Raw genomic sequence first — 16,035 nt, 5'->3', positions numbered from 1 at the left:
CGCAGCGCGCCGGCGCCTGACGACACCCGTCAAGCACTCCGCCGATAAAACGCCAGCGACCCCGCCAGCGCCAGCAACGCCCCGCCGCACACCCGGTCCAGCCACAGCACACCGTTGGCGCGCAGGCGGCGGATGGCCTGAGCACCGGCCGCGGCGTAGCTGAGCATCATCGCGAAATCGATCGCGGCGAAGGTGATGGCCAGTGCCACGTACTGCGGCCACTGCGGCTCGGCCGGGTTGATGAACTGCGGCAGGAAGGCCGAGACGAACAGGTAGCCCTTGGGGTTGGTCACCGCCACCAGGAAACTGCGCAGGAAGATCGCCCGGCGTGTGGGTTCGCCAGTAACCATGGCGGCCTCGCCCTCGGCCGGCAGCGCCAGCGTGCCGGTGGAGCGCAGCATGCGCACGCCGAGGTACGCCAGATACGCCACGCCTACCCACTTCACGACCGAGAACCAGAACTCCGACGCCGCCAGCAACGCGCCCAGTCCGAGGGCCACGGCGGCGATGAGCAGGAAGTCCGACAGCACCGCACCGAGCATGCCGGGCAAGGCGGCCTTCACGCCCATGCGCGAGCCGTTGGACAAGGCCAGCAGCATCGTCGGCCCCGGCGTGGCGATGGCGACGAAGGAGACGGCGGCGAAGAGGATGAGGGTTTCGATCATGGCTTGGTGATCCGGCTGTGCATACGGAAGGAAAGGTCAGCGTCCGACTTTCTGCAGTTGCCTGGCAGCCTGCGCGGCAATCTGCCGCACACCAAGCCGGAAGCCTTCGGAGACTTCGCGCTGTTTGTCCCACACCTGGTCGTAAGAGGCATAGGCATATTGGGGAGCGGCCGGAATCTGATCGTCTGTGCGCTCGCGCGCGTCGGCACCGTAGTAGATGGAATGCGAGTGCAGTTCAGACTGATCGGCTTTGCTGACCACGTCGATGTCGACGTTCAGCCTGGGCAGGTAGTTGGTCGAAAACTGGCCGGCATAGAGCCCGGCGCCAAAGTACCGTGCGGTGACGATGGCGTCCGCATCCGTTTCGATACTCTCGAGAACCACGCTTTCCGGATCGTCTTTGGGTCGCTTCACGTTCCGGATCACCTCCACCGTGTAGCCCAGACGCATGAGCTCTTCACCGAGCGCGGCGGTCATTTCTTCCCCCAGGTGCAAGCCTTGAGCGCGCATCGCCTGGGTGAGGCTGTCGGCGCGACCGCTTTCGATACTGCGCTGGATCAGGAACCCGGGCACTGCGAGGACGCCCCAAGCGCTGCCCCGGTTTTCAATGGTCAATCGCGGCGGCTCCATCACGGCGACCAGCGCAAGCTTTTGCGGCACGGGCCGAATCACCTCCGCTTCGACGGGCTGAGCGGGACGGTTGGCGCAACCCAGCAGGAGCACCAGGGAAGTCAACAGCAGGCCACCGAGTTTTGCAAGTGATGAAGTCATCTGGACATCGGCCAAAGTCGGTGGCGACATTGCCACCGTTGGCTAATGTACGGGAGCCTGACCACGTCGGGGCTCACGCCCCCGCAATCTGCCGCAGCGCCTGTTCGAACACCGCTGCCGGCTGCCCACCCGAAATCAAATGCTGGTCGTTGATGATCACCGCTGGCACCGAGTGGATGCCGTGGCTCTGGTAGAAGGCTTCGCGCTCGCGCACGTCCTGCGCGAACTCGTCGCTGGCCAGAATGGCTTTGGCCCGCGCTTCGTCCAGCCCGACCTCGCGCACGCAGCCCAGCAGCACGTCGTGGTGGCCCATGGCCTCACTGCGGGTGTGGCAGGCGGCCATGAGCGCTTTCTTCAGCGCGTGCTGTTGACCGGGTGCGCCCTCCTCGCCCGCCCAGTGCAGCAGCCGGTGCGCATCAAAGGTGTTCCAGATGCGGCCGCGCCCTTCGGGGTTGAAGGCAAAGCCGACTTCGGCGCCGCGCGCGCGGATGGTGTTGCGGATCTGCGCCTGCTGCTCGGGCGTGGAGCCGTATTTCTCGGCCAGGTGCTCGCCGATGTCCTGGCCTTGCGCGCCCATCTTGGGGTTGAGTTCAAAGGGCTGGAAGTGCAGTTCGGCCTGCACGTTCTCGCCTTGCAGTTTCTGCAGCGCTTCTTCCAGCGCGCCCAGGCCCACGGCACACCAGGGGCAGGAGACGTCGGACACGAAATCGATCTTGAGAGGGGTGTTGGTGGTGTTCATGGCGTCGATGGTAGGCCGGGCCTCATGTCCGCAGGCCCTCCAGGGGCTTGCGCCACAATGGCAGCTTCCCAACGCAGCCCATCCCATGACCGACCGCTACGCCGTTCTTGGCCACCCCATTGGCCACAGCAAATCGCCGCTGATCCACACCCAGTTTGCCCAGGCCACGGGGCAAGACATTCACTACACCGCCATCGAAGCACCGCTCGATGGTTTTGCCGACACCGTGCTGGCCTTTCGAGCCAGCGGCGGGCGCGGCGTGAACGTGAGCCTGCCGTTCAAGCTGCAGGCTTTCGAGATCGCCACCGAGCCCACCGAGCGCGCGCGCCTGGCCGGCGCGGCCAACTGCCTGAAGTTCGTCGACGGCGACCGCATCCTGGCCGACAACTTCGACGGCGTGGGCCTGGTCAACGACATCCAGCGCAACCTGGGCTTTCCCCTGGCCGGCAAGCGTGTGCTGCTGCTGGGCGCAGGTGGCGCCACGCGCGGCGCGCTGCTGCCGATCGCGGCAGAGCGTCCCGCCCTGCTCTCCGTGGCCAACCGCACGCCCGACAAGGCGCACCAGTTGCGGCACGACTTCGCGGCGCACGTGCCATTGCAAACCGGTGGTTACGACACGCTGCTGGGCCAGTCGTTCGACGTGGTCATCAACGCCACGTCCACCGGCCTGTCGCAAGACGCGCTGCCCTTGCCCGATGGCCTGTTCGCGCCCGGCGCACTGGCTTACGAGATGGTCTATGGCAAAGGCCTCACGCCTTTCCTGAAGCAGGCGCAGGCCGCTGGCGTGGCGCGCGTGGCCGACGGCGTGGGCATGCTGGTGGAGCAAGCCGCCGAGGCGTTTCTGTGGTGGCGCGGCGTGCGGCCCGACACCGCCGCCGTGCTGGCACAGCTCACCGTGCCGCTGGTTTAAGCTGCATTCCAAACACCCCTACACACGAAACACACGAGACACCCATGGCGACCCTCTTGCTGCTCAACGGCCCCAACCTCAACCTGCTGGGCACACGCGAACCCGGCGTGTACGGCGCGACCACACTGGCCGATGTGGAAGCGCAATGCCGCGCGACCGCGCAGCGCCTGGGGTACGAGCTGGAGGCGTTTCAGAGCAACCACGAAGGCGCGCTGATCGACAAGATCCACGATGCGGGCAAGCGCTTCAAGACGGGCGAGGTGGCGGGTGTGGTGTTCAACCCCGGCGCGTTCACGCACACCTCGGTGGCAATCTTTGACGCGATCAGCGGCGTGAAGCCCTTGCCGGTGATCGAGATCCACATCTCCAACGTGCACGCGCGCGAGGCCTTCCGCCACCACTCCTATGTGTCGCCAGCGGCGGCGGGCATCGTGGTCGGGTTCGGCACCGATGGCTACACGCTGGCCATCGAAGGCCTGGTGCGCAAGGTCGCAGCAGCAGCAGCAGCGGGCTGACGCCCGGTGCAGGCCCGCCAGTTCGCACAGATCGTGGGCCTTTCGGCCCTGTGGGGGGCATCGTTTCTGTTCATTCGCATCGCCAGTCCGGCGATGGGGCCGTGGGTGCTCGCGGGCTGCCGCGCGGCGCTGGCCAGCATCACGCTGGTGCTGATCATGCGAGCCCTGCGCGAACGCTGGCCGTGGCAACACTGGCGCGAACTGTTGGTGCTCGGCGCGTTGTCGGTGGCCGTGCCGTTCATGGTGTTCGCCTGGGCCGGGCTGTACTTGCCTTCGGGCTACAGCGCGCTGCTCAACACCACGGCGGTGCTGTTCGGCACGCTCTCGTCGGCGTGGATGAAGGAAGACACGCTCACCCGGCGCAAGCTGTTGGGCTGCGTGCTGGGGCTCGTGGGCGTGGGCCTGATCGTGCGGCTGGGGCCGGTGCAGCCCGATGCCACCACGCTGGCCGCGGCGCTGGCCTGCGTGCTGGGCGCAGCCAGCTTTGGCTTCGCCACGCCGCTCATGAAGCGCGCCACCACGCGCATGCAGCCGCTGGCGATTGCGGCGGGCATCCACCTGGTGGCCATGGTGTTGCTCTTGCCGAGCACCCTCTGGGGCCTGCCCGAAGCCCGGTTCACGCCGGCGGCGCTGGGCTCGGTGCTGGTCATGGGCGTGGTCACGTCGGGCATCGCGTACTGGTTGCACCTTCGCATCGTGCGCCACGTCACGCCGGTCGCGGCGCTGAGCCCGATCTTCCTGATTCCGGTGTTCGGCGTGACCTGGGGCCACCTCTTCCTGGGCGAAGCGCTGTCGCCCGGCATCTTCGTGGGCGGCGCGCTGGTGCTGGTGGCCTCTGCCCTGGTGACGGGGTTCAACCCACTGCGGCGCTGGTGGCCCGCCACACCAACACCTTGAGGGGTTTCCCGGCCTATACTGCGGAAATGAACGAAACGGTACATTCCAGACGACGGAGCGCCAGAAGCGCCGCGCCCGCGAAGGAAACCACCCGCACCAACGACCCGGAGCGGACCATGGCCAACATCATGGAAGTGGCCATGACCGAGTTCGCGGAGAAGGGTCTGGCGGGCGCGCGCATCGACGAGATCGCGGCCGCCACGCAGACCAGCAAGCGCATGATCTATTACTACTTCGGCAGCAAGGAGGGCTTGTACCTCGCGGTGCTCGAAGAGTCGTACCGGCAGATGCGGGAGATCGAGAGCCAGCAGCACCTGGAAGACCTCGAACCCGAGGCGGCGCTGCGCAAGCTGGTCGAGTTCACCTTCGACCACCACGCCACCCACGAGAACTACATCCGGGTGGTGATGTCGGAAAACATGAACCGGGGCCAGTACCTGGCGCAGAGCCAGAGCATCCAGCAGCTCAACGTGCCGGCGATTTCGTCGATCCGCAAGCTGTACGAGCGTGGCGTGGCGTCCGGCGTGTTCCGCCCGGGGCTCAACGCCATCGACATCCATGCGTCCATCTCGGCATTGACGTTCTTCAACGTGTCCAACCGCCACACCTTCGGCCTGATCTTCAAGCTCGACATGGCCGATGCGAAGGCGATGGCCGCGCGCCGCGCCGCCATCACCGAGATGGTGGTGCGCTACGTGCGCGCCTGAGGGCCGTCACCCCCAAGCCGCGCCAACTCAGGCGTGGTGGGCGAGTTTGAACACCGCCACCGCATCCACCATCTGAGCCGCCTGCGTCTTCAGGCTGGAGGCCGCCGCGGCGCTCTCCTCCACCAGCGCGGCGTTCTGCTGCGTGGCCTGGTCCATCTGCGTCACCGCTTCGCCCACCTGGGCCACGCCCGAACTCTGTTCGATGCTGGCCGCGCTGATCTCGCCCATGATGTCGGTCACGCGCTGGATCGAGCCCACCACCTCGGCCATGGTCACGCCGGCCTGGTCGACCAGCGCGGTGCCTTGCGCCACGCGGTCCACGCTGGCGGTGATCAGTTCCTTGATCTCCTTGGCGGCTTGCGCGCTGCGCTGGGCCAGGTTGCGCACCTCGCCCGCCACTACCGCGAAGCCACGGCCTTGCTCGCCGGCGCGCGCGGCTTCCACCGCCGCGTTGAGCGCGAGGATGTTGGTCTGGAAGGCGATGCCGTCGATCACGCTGATGATGTCGGCGATCTTCTTCGAGCTGTCGTTGATGCCCTTCATGGTGTCCACCACCTGCGCGACGACGTCGCCGCCCTGCGTGGCCACGGTGGACGCGCTCTTGGCCAGCTGGTTGGCCTGCTGCGCGTTGTCGGCGTTCTGGCGCACGGTGGAGCTCAGCTGTTCCATGGACGCGGCGGTTTCTTCCAGCGCGCTGGCCTGTTGCTCGGTGCGTGCCGACAGGTCGTTGTTGCCCTGGGAGATTTCGGCGCTGGCCGTGGCCACGCTCTCGGCGTTGCCGCGCACGTTGGCCACCACACGCACGAGGCTGTCGCGCATGCCGCTGAGGGCCTGCAACAGCTGGGCGGCTTCATCGCGGCCATCGGTGTCGATCGGTTGGGTGAGGTCGCCGTCGGCGATCAGGCGCGCGTTCTGAGCGGCCTTGCGCAAGGGCACGGTGATCGAGCGGCTGAGCACGAAGGCGGCAGCGGCGCCGAGCAGGAGGGCGAGCACACCGCCCGCGACCAGGATGGTACGGCCCTGGACCGCGTTCTCTTCCGCCTCTTTCAGCGTGGCGTCGTACAGGCCCTGCTGCCGCTCCTCCAGTTTGAGAATGGTGTTGATGTAGGCCTCGGCCAAGGGCTTGAGGTCGCGGTCGAGCGCCACGCTCACGTCCTCGCCGGCGATGCGCGCCTTCATCACGGCGCCGCGGGGTGTGCGGTAGGCCTCGCGCGCGGCGTCGATGTCGGCCAGCATCTTCTTGCCGGTGTCCGAATGCACCAGCTCCAGCATGCGATCGCGCGACGCCTGCGAGATCTTGGAGGTCTCGTCCATGGCGGCCTGCCAGGTTGGAATGCGGCTGGTGTCGGAATCGAGGATGGCCGCGCGGGTGCGCACCCAGTTGATGTCGATGGTCTGGCGCCAGCGCGCGGCCAGCTGGAGTTTTTCGTTCTCGGTCGTGGCCAGTTTGCGCGTGGTGTCGACCAGCTCCTGCAGCCGCCAGACGCCGATGCCGGCCATCAGCGCGGTGATGAGCAACACCAGTCCGAAGGCGACGGCCAGGCGGCTGCCGACCTTGATGTCATTGAGTTTCATGCGGGGAACAAGCTTTCTGGAATGGGATGGGCACAAAGGGGCGGGCACAGGACATCGGGCGCGTCACGGGACGGGCGGCCTGCACAGGCTTGGTGTGGACATCGGTTGATTCGCGCCGATCTTGAGTGCGGGGCATACACACGGAGCGATCCGATGGCCGGCGTTTTCACCTAGGGTAATTACCAATTCGCGTAAAACTAACCAGTTCGTACATTAACAAAACCGAACGAAACAACCCAGGAGACACGCGTGATCCAGAAACTCATCAACGCCTACTGCCGGCTGCTCGCCTGGCTGATGGTGCTGTTTCTCGCCTGCATGGTGGTGATGGTGTTTGGCAACGTGGTGATGCGCTACGGCTTCAACTCGGGCATCACCCTCTCCGAAGAGTTGTCGCGCTGGCTGTTCGTGTGGATGACCTTTCTGGGCGCCGTGGTGGCGCTCAACGAACGCGCCCACCTCGGCACCGATTCGCTGATCTCGCGCCTGCCGGTGCTCGGCCGCAAGCTGTGCCTGGCCGCGAGCCTGGGGCTGATGCTGTACGTGTGCTGGCTGATCTACCAGGGCGCATGGGAGCAGGTGAAGATCAACTGGGAATCCACCAGCGCGGTGATGGAGACCTCGATGGCCTATTTCTACGCCAGCGGCATGCTGTTCGCGCTGCTGGCCGCGCCCGTGCTGCTGCTCACCCTGTGGCGCCTGCTCGCGGGCCAGATGAGCGAGGACGAGCTCATCGGCATCCGCGAATCCGAAGACGTGCCGCCTCCCGGCAAGCCCCAAGCCTGAACGCACAGGAAGACTGACATGACGATCGCTATCTTCCTCGGTGCTTTGCTGGCCGCCATGGCCATCGGCGTGCCCATTTCCTTCGCGTTGCTGCTCAGCGGTGTGGCCCTGATGCTGCACATGGGCATGTTCGATGCGCAGATCCTCGCGCAGAACCTCATTGAAGGCTCCAACAGTTTCCCACTGCTGGCCGTGCCCTTCTTCATGCTGGCCGGCGAAATCATGAACACCGGCGGCCTGTCGCGCCGCATCGTGAACTTCGCGATGGCGCTGGTGGGCCATGTGCGCGGCGGCCTGGGCTACGTGACCATCGTCGCGGCCTGTCTGCTGTCGGCGCTCTCGGGCTCGGCCGTGGCCGACGCGGCCGCGCTCACCGCCTTGCTGCTGCCGATGATGGTGAAGGCCGGCCACGACAAGGCGCGCAGCGGCGGCCTGATCGCGGCGTGCGGCGTGATCGGCCCGATCATCCCGCCCTCGATCGGCTTCGTGATCTTCGGTGTCGCGGGCAACGTGTCGATTTCCAAGCTGTTCCTCGCGGGCATCTTCCCCGGCATCCTGCTGGCGGCGGGCCTGTGGGCCACCTGGTGGTGGACCACGCGGCGCGAGGCCCTGGAGCCGCCGCCGCGCAAGTCGGCGGGCGAGGTGATGGCCGCCATGCGCAGCGCGGGCTGGGCGCTGATGCTGCCGCTGATCATCCTGGTGGGCCTGCGCATGGGCGTGTTCACGCCGACCGAAGCGGCCGTGGTGGCCGCCGTCTACGCGCTGTTCGTGGCCGGCGTGATCTACCGAGAGCTGACGGTGAAGCAGCTCTACGAGGTGTTCCTGAACGCGGCCAAGACCACCGCGGTGATCATGTTCCTGGTGGCCGCGGCGATGGTCTCGGCCTGGCTGATCACGGTGGCGCAGTTGCCCGACCAGATCGTCGCCCTGCTGCAGCCGCTGCTGGACAACCCGACGCTGCTGATGATGGCCATCATGCTGCTGGTGATCGCGGTGGGCACGGCGATGGACATGACGCCCACCATCCTGATCCTCACCCCCGTGCTGATGCCGCTGGTGAAAGCCGCCGGCATCGACCCGGTGTACTTCGGCGTGCTGTTCATCATCAACAACTCGATCGGCCTGGTGACGCCGCCCGTGGGCACCGTGCTCAACACCGTGGCCGGCGTGGGCCGCATGCGCATGGACGACGTCACGCGCGGCGTGCTGCCCTTCATGCTGGTGCAGATGGCGGTGATGTTCCTGCTGGTGCTGTTCCCCTCGCTGGTCATGGTGCCGGCGCGCTGGCTGATCGGCAACTGAGTTCCTTTTTCCATACCCGGCCTGTGCGTGGTGCGCCGCGGGCCGAGGTTCTCAGATTCCAGCGCACTGCCTATCACTTCTTTGGAGACACCATGAAACGTCTGATGCTCAAAACCCTCGTTGCCGCCATCGCGGTGACCGCCTTTGGCGCCGTCCACGCGCAGGACAAGACCATCAAGTTCGCGACCCAGAACCCCAAGGGCCACCCGATCGTGATGGGCATGGAGAAATTCGCCGAGATCGTCGCGGCCAAGTCCGGCGGCAAGATCAAGGTCAACCTGTTCCCCGGCGGCACGCTGGGCAGCGACCAGGCCAACGTGTCGGCCATCCAGGGTGGCACGCTGGAGATGGCGTCGATGAACTCGGGCATCTTCGCCAGCCAGGTCAAGGAATTCGCGATCTACGACTTCCCCTTCATGTTCGCGAACTCGAAGGAAGCCGACGCGGTTGTCGATGGACCCTTCGGCAAGAAGCTGCACGACAAGCTGCAAGAGAAAGGCCTGATCGGCCTGGCCTACTACGAGCTGGGCTTTCGCACCATCACCAACAGCAAGCGCCCCATCAACAAGGCGGAGGACCTCGATGGCCTGAAGCTGCGCGTGATCCCCAACCCGATCAACGTGGACTGGGTCAAGGCCCTGGGCGCCAACCCCACGCCCCTGCCCTTCCCCGAGGTGTACGCCGCACTGGAGCAGAAGGCGATCGACGGCCAGGAAAACCCGGTCACCGTGATCAACGCCAACAAGTTCTATGAGGTGCAGAAGCACGTGGTGCTGAGCAACCACCAGTACAACCCGCAGTCGGTGATCATCAGCAAGAAGTTCTGGGACACGCTGGACGCGGCGCAGAAAAAGATCATTGCCGGTGCGGCGCAGGAATCGGCCAAGTACCAGCGCGAACAGGCGCGTGGTCAGGTCGCCTCGGCGCTGGACAACATGAAGAAGGGCGGCATGCAGGTGACCGAACTCTCGGCCGCCGAGACCGACAAACTGCGCGACAAGCTGCGCCCGGTGATCGCCAAGTACGCCGTGGCGGTGGGGCAGGACACGGTGCAGAGCCTGCAGGCCGAACTGGCCAAAGTAAGGAAGTAAACCCACCCCTGCGCCGGCCCGATGCTCGGGCCGTCACCCCCTCAAGGGGGCGCACCCTGGGACCGGCCGAGCCGGATCCTCAGGTGCCCTGGAGCCGACACGTCGCGCCGGAGATTTGGCACGCGTTCGCAGGGCCGCGCACTTGTGCGGACGCTCTCTCTCGCAAGGCTCTCATTCACCCGTTGCATTTCGCCTCGCCATGTCCAAGACCCGCATTGCTGTTGCCGGCGCCGGCCTGATCGGTCAGGCCCACATCCGTGTGCTGCTCGCCAGTCCCACGTGCGCCCTGTCCGCCGTCGTGGACCCTTCGCCCGCCGCCGCGACGGTGGCCGCGCAGGCGGGGGTGCCGGTGTACACCAGCATCGACAAGCTGCTGGCCAAAGACCGACCCGATGGCGTCTTGCTGGCCACGCCCAATCCCTTGCACGTGCCGCAAGCGCTGCAGTGCATCGCGGCGGGTCTGCCGGTGCTGGTGGAAAAGCCGATCGCCACCACCGTGGCCGAAGGCCAGGCGCTGGTGCAGGCGGCCGAGCGCGATGGCGCAAGCGTCCTCATCGGCCACCACCGCGCGCACAGCCCCATCATGGCCAAGGCACGGCAGGTGGTCGAGTCCGGCCAGTTGGGCCGGCTGGTCAGCGTGATGGGCAGCGCGACCTTCTTCAAACCCGACCACTACTTCGACGACGGCCCATGGCGCCGCGAGATCGGTGGCGGCCCCATCCTGCTGAACATGATCCACGAGGTGCACAACCTGCGCATGTTGTGCGGCGAGATCGTGACCGTGCAGGCCATCGCATCGAGCGCCACGCGCGGGTTCCCGGTGGAAGACACCGTGGCCATCAACCTGCGCTTTGCCAGTGGCGCGCTCGGCAGCTTCATGCTCAGCGACACCGCGGCCAGCCCGCGCAGCTGGGAACAGACCTCGCAGGAAAACAAGGCCTACCCGAGTTACGACGACGAAGACTGCTACGTCCTCGCCGGCACCAACGGCAGCCTTTCGGTGCCGACCATGCGCCTCAAAACCTACCCGCGCCCCGAAGACCGCTCGTGGTGGAAGCCGTTTGAAGTGAGCACCGTGGGCATGGTGCGCGACGACCCGCTGAAACACCAGATCGAACACTTTGGCGCCGTCGTGCGCGGCGAAGCAGCGCCGCTGGTGACCGCCCGCGACGGCCTGCAGAACCTGCGGGTCACCGAAGGCATTGCCGAGGCCGCCAGGACCGGCCGCCTGGTCGAACTGGCCTGAACCCCTTTTCATTTCCACAGGAGCCCCGATGAAAGTTCTCATGCTGCATGGCATCAACCACAACATGTTCGGCAAGCGCGACCCGAAGCAGTACGGCACCATCACGCTCGACCAGATCAACGAGCAGTTGAGCACGCTGGGCAAAGAGCTGGGCGTGGAAGTGCAGAACTTCCAGACCAACTTCGAAGGCGCCATGTGCGAGCGCATCCACCAGGCCTACGTCGACAACGTGGACGCGGTATTGATCAACGCCGGCGCGTGGACGCACTACAGCTACGGCATCCGCGATGCGCTGGCCATCCTGACCTGCCCGATCGTTGAGCTGCACATGTCCAACATCCATGCGCGCGAGGCGTTTCGCCACGTCTCGGTGTTCGCCGAGATCGTGCAGGGCCAGGTCGCGGGCTTCGGCGTCGACAGCTACCTGCTGGCCCTGCGCACCGCGGTGAACCACGCGCGCGCCCGAAAAACCTGACCCTGGCCCACACACCATGATCAACGGCACCACCGAACTCATTGCCCACATCGGCTACCCGACACACACCTTCAAGTCGCCGATGATCTACAACCCGTACTTCGAGCACGTGGGTGTGAACGCGGTGGTGGTGCCCATGGGCTGCCAGCCGTCGGACTACCCGAACTTCCTCAAGTCGGTCTTCAGGCTCACCAACATCCGCGGCGCGCTCATCACGATGCCGCACAAGGTCGTCACCGTGGGCCTGCTCGACGAAGTGACCCCCACGGTGCGCGTGGCCGGCGCCTGCAACGCCGTCAAGCGCACGGCCGAAGGCCGCCTGGTGGGCGACATGTTCGACGGCGCGGGCTTCGTGCGCGGCGTGCAGCGCAAGGGCCTGAACCTGCAAGGCGCGCGCGTGCTGGTGGTGGGCAGCGGTGGTGTGGGCAGCGCCATTGCCGCGTCGCTCGCGGGCGCGGACATTGGCGCGATCGGGCTGTACGACGTGAACACCGCCTCGGCCGAGGCCCTGGGCCAGCGCATCCAGACCAGCTACCCCGAGATCGCGGTGAGCACCGGCAGCAACGACCCGGCCGGCTTCGACCTGGTGGTCAACGCCACGCCCATGGGCATGAACGAAGGCGATGCGTTGCCGATGGACGTCTCCCGCCTGGACCCGAACACCTTCGTGGGCGAGGTGGTGATGCGGACCGAGATGACCGCCTTCCTGCTGGCCGCGCAAGCACGGGGCTGCCGCGTTCAGGTAGGCTCGGACATGCTCTTCGAACAGATACCCGCCTACCTGGAGTTCTTCGGTTTTCCGACCACCACCGCCGAGGTGTTGCGCTCCGTGGCCCGGTTGCGCTACTGAGCCCCGCGTGGCGCCCCCCGCTTCCGCCCGACACACCGCGCTGGGGATCGCGCTGCTGGTGTGCGCGACGCTGTGCTTCGCCCTGCTCGACACCACCTCGCAGTACGTGGGCCCTGCCGTGCCGGTGTTGATGGCGGTCTGGCTGCGTTACCTCACCCAGACCCTCATGACCACGGCGCTGCTGTGGCCCCAACGCGGGCGCGCGCTGCTGCGCACGCGCGCGCCGGGCTGGCATCTGGCGCGCGGGGTGTTGATGCTGGGCTCCAGTGTGGTCGCCTACATCGCCCTGCGCCACGTGCCGGTGGGCGAGTTCACCGCCATCATGATGCTGGTGCCGCTGGCGGTCACCCTGCTGGCCGCGCTGATGTTGCGCGAGCGCGTGTCCGCCCTCACCTGGGTGCTGGTGGTCGGCGGACTGGCGGGCGCGCTGATCGTGATCCGCCCCAAGGGCAGCGATTTCCATGGCGCCATGCTGCTGCCGCTGTTGCTCGTGGTGGTCAACGCCATGTACCAGATCCTCACCAGCCGCATGGTGCGCACGGAAGACCCGGGCACCATCCACTTCTACAGCGGACTGCTCGGGCTGTTGTGCTGCTCGCTGCTGCTGCCCTGGGGCTGGGCGCCCATGGCCGACGGGACGTTGTGGGCGCTGGCAGGCCTGCTGGGGGTGTTCGGCTCGGTCGGGCACTACCTGCTGATCCAGGCCTACCACCATGCGCCGGCCTCGCGGCTCACGCCCTACCTGTACGCGCAGATCGCCTTTGCCACGCTGGCCGGCTGGGCGGTGTTCGGCTACGCGCCCGATGCCTGGACCGTCGCCGGCATCGCCCTCATTGCGCTGTGTGGCTGGCTGGGTGTGCGCCTGCGCAGCGCTTGAGCGGACTCAGGCCCGGGACTTCGCGGCGATGTCCGGCGTGGGCAACTGCACGTCGCCGCACTGCGCGCGCTGCAGCAGCGCGTGGTCCATCACCACCAGGGCCAACAGCGCCTCGGCGATCGGCGTGGCGCGGATGCCCACGCAGGGGTCGTGGCGACCCTTGGTGATGATTTCGGTGGACTGACCCGCCTTGTCGATGGTTTCGCGCGGGATCAGGATCGAGCTCGTGGGCTTGATGGCGATCTGCACTTCCAGGTCTTGCCCGGTGCTGATGCCGCCGAGCACGCCGCCGGCGTTGTTGCCCTTGAAGCCTTCGGGCGAAAGGCTGTCGCCGTGCGTGCTGCCTTTGTGCGCCACGCTGGCGAAGCCCGCGCCGATCTCCACGCCCTTGACCGCGTTGAGGCCCATCATGGCGTAGGCGATGTCGGCGTCGAGCCGGTCGTACAGCGGTTGGCCCAGGCCCACGGGCATGCCCTGGGCGGTGACGCGAAGGCGCGCGCCGCACGAGTCGCCGCTCTTGCGCAGCTCGTTCATGTAGGCCTCGATGGCGGACACGTCGGCCACGGGCGCGAAGAACGGGTTGTTGGGCACGTGTTCCCAGCTCTCGAAGGGAATGGCGAGTTCGCCCACCTGCGTCATGTGGCCACGGAAAGTGACGCCATAACGTTCCTTGAGCCATTTCCTGGCCACCGCGCCAGCGGCCACGGTGGGGGCGGTCAGGCGGGCCGAGCTGCGCCCGCCGCCGCGCGGGTCGCGGATGCCGAATTTCTGCCAGTAGGTGTAGTCGGCGTGGCCGGGGCGGAAGGTCTGCAGGATGTCGCCGTAGTCCTTGCTGCGCTGGTTGGTGTTTCGGATCAGCAGGGCGATGGGGGTGCCGGTGGTCTTGCCTTCGTACACGCCACTCAGGATTTCCACCGTGTCGGGCTCGTTGCGCTGGGTGACGAATTTGCTGGTGCCGGGGCGGCGGCGGTCCAGGTCCGTCTGGATGTCGGCCTCGCTCAGTTCCATGCCCGGGGGACAGCCGTCGATCACGCAGCCAATGGCCGGGCCGTGGGATTCACCAAAGTTGGTGACGCAAAACAGGGTTCCGAAGGTGTTTCCGCTCATGGGGACCGATTATCCCTGAGGCCCTGGGAGCCCCCCGTCACCCCGCAGAGCATCCCTTGCGGTGCATGGGTGGGCCAGGCTGGTGCACGAACGCATCCCATCGGGCACGTCGGGGTACAGGAACATTTTGTGCTTGGTCATGCGGCGCAGCAGATGGTTTGCTGCGAAGCCCCAGAAAGGAGCGACCCATGCTTGAGAGAACCTCCACCCTGTTCTCGCACGTCAAAGGCGATCAAGGCGACTACGTGAGCGGTGGCCTGCGCGATTTTTTCCTTTACCGCGATCTGGGCATTGCCGCGGCCACGCACGGCAAGGTGATCGCGCACCTGGTGAAGGCGAACATGCCGCCAGAGGAAGGCACGGGCTGGCACCGGCACGAGGCCGATTTCCAGATCGTGATCATGCTCAAGGGCTGGGCCCGGTTCATGTACGAGGACCAGGAGACGCTGGTGGAAGCCGGCGACTGCGTGCACCAGCGCCCGGGAATTTCGCATTTTCTGTTCGACTACTCGCCGGACATGGAGTACCTGGAGATCGTGTCGCCGGCGGACTTCAAGTCGATCGATGTGGAACCGGTTTGTGAGATTCCCAAGCCTACTCCTTGGGTTTGAGTTTTTTTCCGGCCTGTGGGTTTGCGGAGCCTCGGCGTCGGGGGACACCCGCGGAGCAGAGCGCCCGGGTGTCCCACCCCCGCGCGGTGCAAGCGATAAAAGCGACGAGAGCCTAAAACTCCGCATCCAGCTCATCGATGTCATCCGGCTCCGCCTCCGCAGCCGCCACCCATTCCTTCATCGCCGGCAAGGCCATGATCGTGTCGCAATACGCCACACAAGCCTCGCCAATCAACACCTCGTACGTGATGAACCGCGTGACCACCGGCGCGAACATCGCGTCCGCCATGCAAGGCTTCACACCAAAAAGATAAGGCCCACCATAGGTCTCCAGACACTCGTTCCAGATCGCCTCGATCCGGTCGATGTCCGTCTGCGCGCGCGACCAGAGCTTGAAGTTCGGAAACGAGGCCTTGATGTTCATCGGCAGCGACGAGCGCAGCGCCGAAAACCCCGAATGCATCTCCCCGCAGATCGCGCGGCAGTGCGCGCGCGCCGCGCGGTCGGCCGGCAACAGACCGGCCTTGGGCTGGATCTCGTGAAGGTACTCGCCAATCGCCAGCGTGTCCCACACATGAATGCCGTCGTGCTCCAGCGCCGGCACGCGCATGGAAGCCGAGAGCAGCAGCATCTCGGCCTTCATCGCTGGATCGTCGGGCGAGATCACATGCTCGGTGAAGTCCAGCTTCGCCAGGCGCGCCATCAACCACCCGCGCAAGGCCCAGGCGCCGTAGTTCTTGCTGCTGATCGTGAGTACCGCTTGGGCTTTGGCCATGGTGAACGTGCTCCTTGTGGGCACACGTTCAGAGCAAGGGCTGTGCCATCGCTGTGCATGCTGCCCGCACCGGCCCGGTGCAATTCGCCGCTGGCCCACAACTTGCCTGCAGTGCGACACGTTGTCTCAGGAAGAA

18 protein-coding genes are annotated in these 16,035 nt (G+C 66.2%); 12 read left to right on the top strand and 6 right to left on the bottom strand.

All coding sequences use genetic code 11. The annotated features are described in order from the left end of the window. Positions 1 to 29: 29 nt before the first annotated feature. The 3 genes from FFS09_RS04355 to FFS09_RS04345 all read right to left on the bottom strand — a co-directional run bounded on the left by FFS09_RS04355 (position 30) and on the right by FFS09_RS04345 (position 2,175). Positions 30 to 665 carry a LysE family translocator gene (locus FFS09_RS04355; protein WP_137917638.1) on the bottom strand — a complete coding sequence of 212 codons (636 nt, stop codon included), beginning with the start codon at positions 663 to 665 and terminating at the stop codon, positions 30 to 32. Positions 666 to 701: 36 nt separating this feature from the next. Beyond that, on the bottom strand, positions 702 to 1,436 hold the full coding sequence (locus tag FFS09_RS04350; protein ID WP_137917637.1) for a hypothetical protein: 735 nt from the start codon (positions 1,434 to 1,436) through the stop codon (positions 702 to 704). 73 nt (positions 1,437 to 1,509) lie between these two features. Next, positions 1,510 to 2,175, bottom strand: coding sequence for a DsbA family oxidoreductase (locus tag FFS09_RS04345; protein ID WP_137917636.1), 666 nt, complete (start codon positions 2,173 to 2,175; stop codon positions 1,510 to 1,512). Between the two features lie 85 nt (positions 2,176 to 2,260). On the opposite strand from FFS09_RS04345, the gene aroE reads away from it, so the two are divergent. The 4 genes from aroE to FFS09_RS04325 are packed head-to-tail and all read left to right on the top strand — an operon-like array spanning position 2,261 to position 5,204. Beyond that, on the top strand, positions 2,261 to 3,085 hold the full coding sequence (gene aroE / locus FFS09_RS04340) for a shikimate dehydrogenase (protein WP_137917635.1): 825 nt from the start codon (positions 2,261 to 2,263) through the stop codon (positions 3,083 to 3,085). Positions 3,086 to 3,129: 44 nt separating this feature from the next. Next, positions 3,130 to 3,600: a type II 3-dehydroquinate dehydratase gene (gene aroQ, locus FFS09_RS04335; RefSeq protein WP_137917634.1), complete on the top strand. Its 471-nt coding sequence runs from the start codon at positions 3,130 to 3,132 to the stop codon at positions 3,598 to 3,600. Positions 3,601 to 3,606: 6 nt separating this feature from the next. Then, entirely contained in the window at positions 3,607 to 4,497 is an 891-nt protein-coding gene (locus tag FFS09_RS04330; RefSeq protein ID WP_137917633.1) for a DMT family transporter, read from the top strand. A 26-nt stretch (positions 4,498 to 4,523) separates the two neighbouring features. Further along, positions 4,524 to 5,204: a TetR/AcrR family transcriptional regulator gene (locus FFS09_RS04325; protein ID WP_137917632.1), complete on the top strand. Its 681-nt coding sequence runs from the start codon at positions 4,524 to 4,526 to the stop codon at positions 5,202 to 5,204. A 27-nt stretch (positions 5,205 to 5,231) separates the two neighbouring features. Here the strand turns inward: FFS09_RS04325 and FFS09_RS04320 are convergent, their stop codons facing one another. Then, positions 5,232 to 6,779: a methyl-accepting chemotaxis protein gene (locus tag FFS09_RS04320; protein ID WP_137917631.1), complete on the bottom strand. Its 1,548-nt coding sequence runs from the start codon at positions 6,777 to 6,779 to the stop codon at positions 5,232 to 5,234. 249 nt (positions 6,780 to 7,028) lie between these two features. Between FFS09_RS04320 and FFS09_RS04315 the strand changes: the two genes are divergently transcribed. The 7 genes from FFS09_RS04315 (at position 7,029) to FFS09_RS04285 (ending at position 13,406) form a co-directional block, all read left to right on the top strand. Then, a complete protein-coding gene (locus FFS09_RS04315; protein WP_171019867.1) occupies positions 7,029 to 7,565 on the top strand; it encodes a TRAP transporter small permease in 537 nt (178 codons plus the stop codon). A gap of 18 nt (positions 7,566 to 7,583) precedes the next feature. Next, positions 7,584 to 8,867 (top strand): TRAP transporter large permease, encoded by a 1,284-nt coding sequence (locus FFS09_RS04310; protein WP_137917630.1) that lies wholly within the window; start codon positions 7,584 to 7,586, stop codon positions 8,865 to 8,867. Positions 8,868 to 8,959: 92 nt separating this feature from the next. After that, positions 8,960 to 9,958 carry a TRAP transporter substrate-binding protein gene (locus FFS09_RS04305; protein ID WP_137917629.1) on the top strand — a complete coding sequence of 333 codons (999 nt, stop codon included), beginning with the start codon at positions 8,960 to 8,962 and terminating at the stop codon, positions 9,956 to 9,958. Between the two features lie 199 nt (positions 9,959 to 10,157). After that, positions 10,158 to 11,204, top strand: a complete 1,047-nt coding sequence (locus FFS09_RS04300; RefSeq protein WP_137917628.1) for a Gfo/Idh/MocA family protein — start codon at positions 10,158 to 10,160, stop codon at positions 11,202 to 11,204. A 28-nt stretch (positions 11,205 to 11,232) separates the two neighbouring features. Next, on the top strand, positions 11,233 to 11,679 hold the full coding sequence (gene aroQ, locus FFS09_RS04295; protein WP_137917627.1) for a type II 3-dehydroquinate dehydratase: 447 nt from the start codon (positions 11,233 to 11,235) through the stop codon (positions 11,677 to 11,679). Positions 11,680 to 11,695: 16 nt separating this feature from the next. Then, complete coding sequence (locus FFS09_RS04290; RefSeq protein WP_137917626.1) at positions 11,696 to 12,529, top strand: shikimate dehydrogenase family protein; 834 nt, start codon at positions 11,696 to 11,698, stop codon at positions 12,527 to 12,529. 7 nt (positions 12,530 to 12,536) lie between these two features. Further along, positions 12,537 to 13,406 (top strand): DMT family transporter, encoded by an 870-nt coding sequence (locus FFS09_RS04285; protein WP_137917625.1) that lies wholly within the window; start codon positions 12,537 to 12,539, stop codon positions 13,404 to 13,406. 6 nt (positions 13,407 to 13,412) lie between these two features. On the opposite strand, the gene aroC is transcribed toward FFS09_RS04285, so the two are convergent. Further along, positions 13,413 to 14,513, bottom strand: a complete 1,101-nt coding sequence (aroC, locus tag FFS09_RS04280) for a chorismate synthase (protein WP_137917624.1) — start codon at positions 14,511 to 14,513, stop codon at positions 13,413 to 13,415. Positions 14,514 to 14,701: 188 nt separating this feature from the next. Here aroC and FFS09_RS04275 point away from each other — a divergent pair, with 188 nt between their 5' ends. After that, complete coding sequence (locus tag FFS09_RS04275) at positions 14,702 to 15,124, top strand: cupin domain-containing protein (protein WP_137917623.1); 423 nt, start codon at positions 14,702 to 14,704, stop codon at positions 15,122 to 15,124. A 112-nt stretch (positions 15,125 to 15,236) separates the two neighbouring features. Here FFS09_RS04275 and FFS09_RS04270 read toward each other — a convergent pair whose 3' ends face one another. Then, positions 15,237 to 15,899, bottom strand: coding sequence for a glutathione S-transferase (locus tag FFS09_RS04270; RefSeq protein ID WP_137917622.1), 663 nt, complete (start codon positions 15,897 to 15,899; stop codon positions 15,237 to 15,239). Positions 15,900 to 16,035: the final 136 nt, after the last annotated feature.

The sequence above is a fragment of the Hydrogenophaga sp. 2FB genome (assembly GCF_005503365.1).
Taxonomy (GTDB): Bacteria; Pseudomonadota; Gammaproteobacteria; order Burkholderiales; family Burkholderiaceae_C; genus Hydrogenophaga.
This window is presented reverse-complemented; position numbering and strand designations above follow the sequence as displayed.